Origin of the sequence: Cupriavidus sp. WS (assembly GCF_000395345.1) — a bacterium.
GTDB lineage: Bacteria > Pseudomonadota > Gammaproteobacteria > Burkholderiales > Burkholderiaceae > Cupriavidus > Cupriavidus basilensis_B.
This window is the reverse complement of record NZ_AQPL01000200.1, coordinates 1-2,965: the sequence shown is the minus strand read 5'-3', so window position 1 is coordinate 2,965 and position 2,965 is coordinate 1. Positions and strand designations below refer to the sequence as shown.

General features: G+C 68.2%; 3 protein-coding genes. All 3 read left to right on the top strand.

Going from position 1 to position 2,965, the window contains the following annotated elements; genetic code table 11:
- Positions 1-239: 239 nt before the first annotated feature.
- Positions 240-941 (top strand): translesion DNA synthesis-associated protein ImuA, encoded by a 702-nt coding sequence (gene imuA, locus K206_RS0116795; protein ID WP_020203556.1) that lies wholly within the window; start codon positions 240-242, stop codon positions 939-941.
- Positions 868-2,331 carry a DNA polymerase Y family protein gene (locus K206_RS0116790; protein WP_029043728.1) on the top strand — a complete coding sequence of 488 codons (1,464 nt, stop codon included), beginning with the start codon at positions 868-870 and terminating at the stop codon, positions 2,329-2,331. The genes imuA and K206_RS0116790 overlap by 74 nt, the downstream gene beginning before the upstream one ends.
- Before the next feature lie 7 nt (positions 2,332-2,338).
- Positions 2,339-2,965: PHP domain-containing protein (locus K206_RS0116785; protein WP_020203554.1), on the top strand; the 627-nt coding region annotated here is incomplete at its 3' end.

The window sequence follows — 2,965 nt, the reverse complement described above, 5'->3', positions numbered from 1 at the left end:
AACATGTGACCTGACCCGTTTTTTGTTTGTTGGCAAGTGCGCGCCGCCGGCGTGCTCGGGCGACTCTAGCGGCATGCTTCCCACTCCTCCATACCCCTTCGTGGCTATCAAGTTTTGCGAAATGCATAACAAATCACAAAGAAGACCGAGGATAAGCCGCATAGAGCTTATTTTTGCTTCCACATGACCACTGTATAAATATACAGTAGACTGGTTTACAGATTGCTCTGAAACCAGCCATGCCCATTCCTCTCCCTGAGTCCATCCACCCTGCCCTCTGGCGCGCGTCCCAGCTCGCCCGGGCCATCGGGCGTACCGTGCCCACGGGCTACCAGGAACTGGTCGGTGAACTCCCCGGCGGCGGCTGGCCGGCCAGCACACTGGTGGAAATGCTGGTGCAGCAGCCCGGCGTCGGCGAGTTGCGCCTGCTACGGCCGGCCTTGCTGGCAAGCACGCGCCCTATCGCGCTGATACAGCCCCCACATGCGCCCCAGGCACTGGCCTTCACCAATTGGGGCCTGCCTCTCCGGCAACTGCTCTGGATCCGCGCGGAACGCACCGCTGACGCCCTCTGGGCCACGGAACAGATGCTGCGCGCCGGCACCTGCGGCGCGGTGTTGCTGTGGCAGCAGCACATGCGCAACGACGCCCTGCGCCGGCTGCACCTGGCCGCGCAATCGAGGGAAGCGCTGTTTTACCTCATACGCCCTCTCGTTTGCGCGCGAGATGCATCACCGGCCCCGCTACGTGTCGGTATCGTCCCAGCAGCTGGTGGCGTCGACCTTACCTTCTTCAAGCGGCGCGGCCCGCAGCAGGACAAGCCCGTCTTTGTCCCGCTGGAGCCGTCGCCCATCCTGCTTCGCCGTCATGCATCGCCTGTGGATCTGCCTGCGCCTGCCGCGCCTGTGCCTCGAAGTGTTCCGGCCTCGTTGGTCCACTGAGCTGGCGGTGGCAGTCCTCGACAAGGACCGCGTGCACCATGCCTCCCCGCTGGCCACCGCCGCCGGCGTGCGGCCGCATATGCGCCGCGGTGGCGTGCAGACGATCGCGCCGCAAACCGTGCTCATCGAGCGCGACCCGGCGCGAGAGACGGAAGGCCTGCGTGCGCTGGCCCTCGCCCTCCTGCAGTTTTCGCCGTGCGTGGTGGCCGCCGAGGAAGACGCCGTGCTGGTCGACGTCTCCGCGAGCCTTCGGCTCTTCGGCGGTGCCCGTCGGCTGCGGGCCCGCATGCGCGCGACCGCCGATGCGCTGGGCTACAGCGTGGTGATCGGGTGCGCGCCCACGGCGCAGGGGGCATGGCTCCTCGCGCGCGCCGGCGGCGGCTTGTCGCTCAAGATCGCCCGCCTCGGCCGCCGGCTGGCCGCTCTCCCCACCGCGGCCCTGCCGGCCGCGCGCGCGCATGCCGAATGGTTGGACGGCCTGGGCTGCCGCACCCTGGGCGACTTGCGCCGCCTACCACGGGCCGGCCTGCAGCGGCGCTGCGGCGCCGCCATCAACGAAGCGCTCGACCGCGCGCTGGGCGAGGCAGCGGAAGTGTTCGACTGGCTGGAGGCGCCACCGGAATTTTCCGCGAGGGTGGACCTGCCCGACCGTATCGAGCACGTGGAGGCCACCCTCGCCTACGTCTCCGGCTTGATCGAGCAGCTGATCGGCTGGCTCACGGCGCGGCACCTGGCCATCACGCGCTTTGCTGTGTCCCTGCATCATGAGCGAGGTCGGGAGGCGATCCCGCCGACGGTCGTTGAGATTGCCTTGGCCGAGTCGAACTGGCATGCCGATCACCTGGTCCGCCTGCTGCGCGAGCGGCTGGCACGGCTGAGCATCGACGCGCCCATGATCGCCGTGCAATTGGCGGCCATCGATACCCAGCCGCTGGCCCCGCCGAGCCAAAGCCTGTTCCCTGAACCGGGCGGCACGCCGGAGGACCACACACGGCTGTTGGAATTGCTCGTCGCTCGACTGGGCGCGGATCGCGTCCTGCAGCCGGCGCTGCAGCCAGACTACCGGCCCGCCGTCGCGAACGCCTGGGTGCCCGTGACGGCCAAGATCCCCGCCGGCACCACCGCGCCCGCGCTCCCACGGCCGGTCTGGCTGCTGGACCAGCCGATCCCCCTGCTCGAGCGCGAGCATCGCCCCTACTACGGCTCCCCGCTGCGCATGGTATCTCCACCGGAGCGCATCGAGGCGGGATGGTGGGCCGGCGAGGTGGTCACGCGCGACTACTACGTGGCCGAGGGCCGCGACCATGCCTGCTACTGGATCTTTCAGGAGCGCATGGGCAGTCGCGAGGGCGATGCCGCACGGTGGTACCTGCACGGGCTATTCGGGTGATCGAGCCATGTTGCCCACTTCTTCCGGCGTCGGGCTTCCCGACTACGCCGAGTTGCACTGCCTCTCGAATTTCTCTTTCCTTCAGGGCGCGTCCCGCGCCGAAGAACTGGCCGAGCGCGCGGTGCAACTGGGCTACCACGCGCTGGCAATCACCGACGAATGCTCCCTGGCCGGTATCGTGCGCGCGCACACCGTTGCCAAGCAGCACGGCCTGAAGCTCCTCGTCGGCGCCTCCTTCCGTCTCGTGAATGCAGATGGCAGCCCGGCCTTGTCCTTCGTTGCGCTGGCCCGCAACCGCGCCGGCTACGGCAATCTGTGCGAGCTGATCACACTCGGGCGCATGCGTGCCGCGAAAGGTAGCTACCAGCTAACCCTGCGGGATCTGGCCTCCCCCGAGCCGCCCTACTCCCATCTGCGCGGCCTGCCTGACTGCCTCATCGTCTTCACGCCGGAGTATTGCGCGCCCGCGGAGAAACTCGGCAGCCAGGCCGCCTGGATCTCAGCCACCTTCGCTGGCCGGGCCTGGATGGCGCTCAACCTGCTCTACCGGCCGATGGACGACATTCACCGCGCCGGCGTCGAACAGGCTGCGGCGGATCACCACCTGCGGCTGGTGGCCACAGGCAACGTCCTC

Bases quoted from the DNA above. Each gene is read 5' to 3' on its own strand.
- K206_RS0116790 (WP_029043728.1), top strand. From the start codon at position 868: ATGCATCGCCTGTGGATCTGCCTGCGCCTGCCGCGCCTGTGCCTCGAA.
- imuA (WP_020203556.1), top strand. From the start codon at position 240: ATGCCCATTCCTCTCCCTGAGTCCATCCACCCTGCCCTCTGGCGCGCG.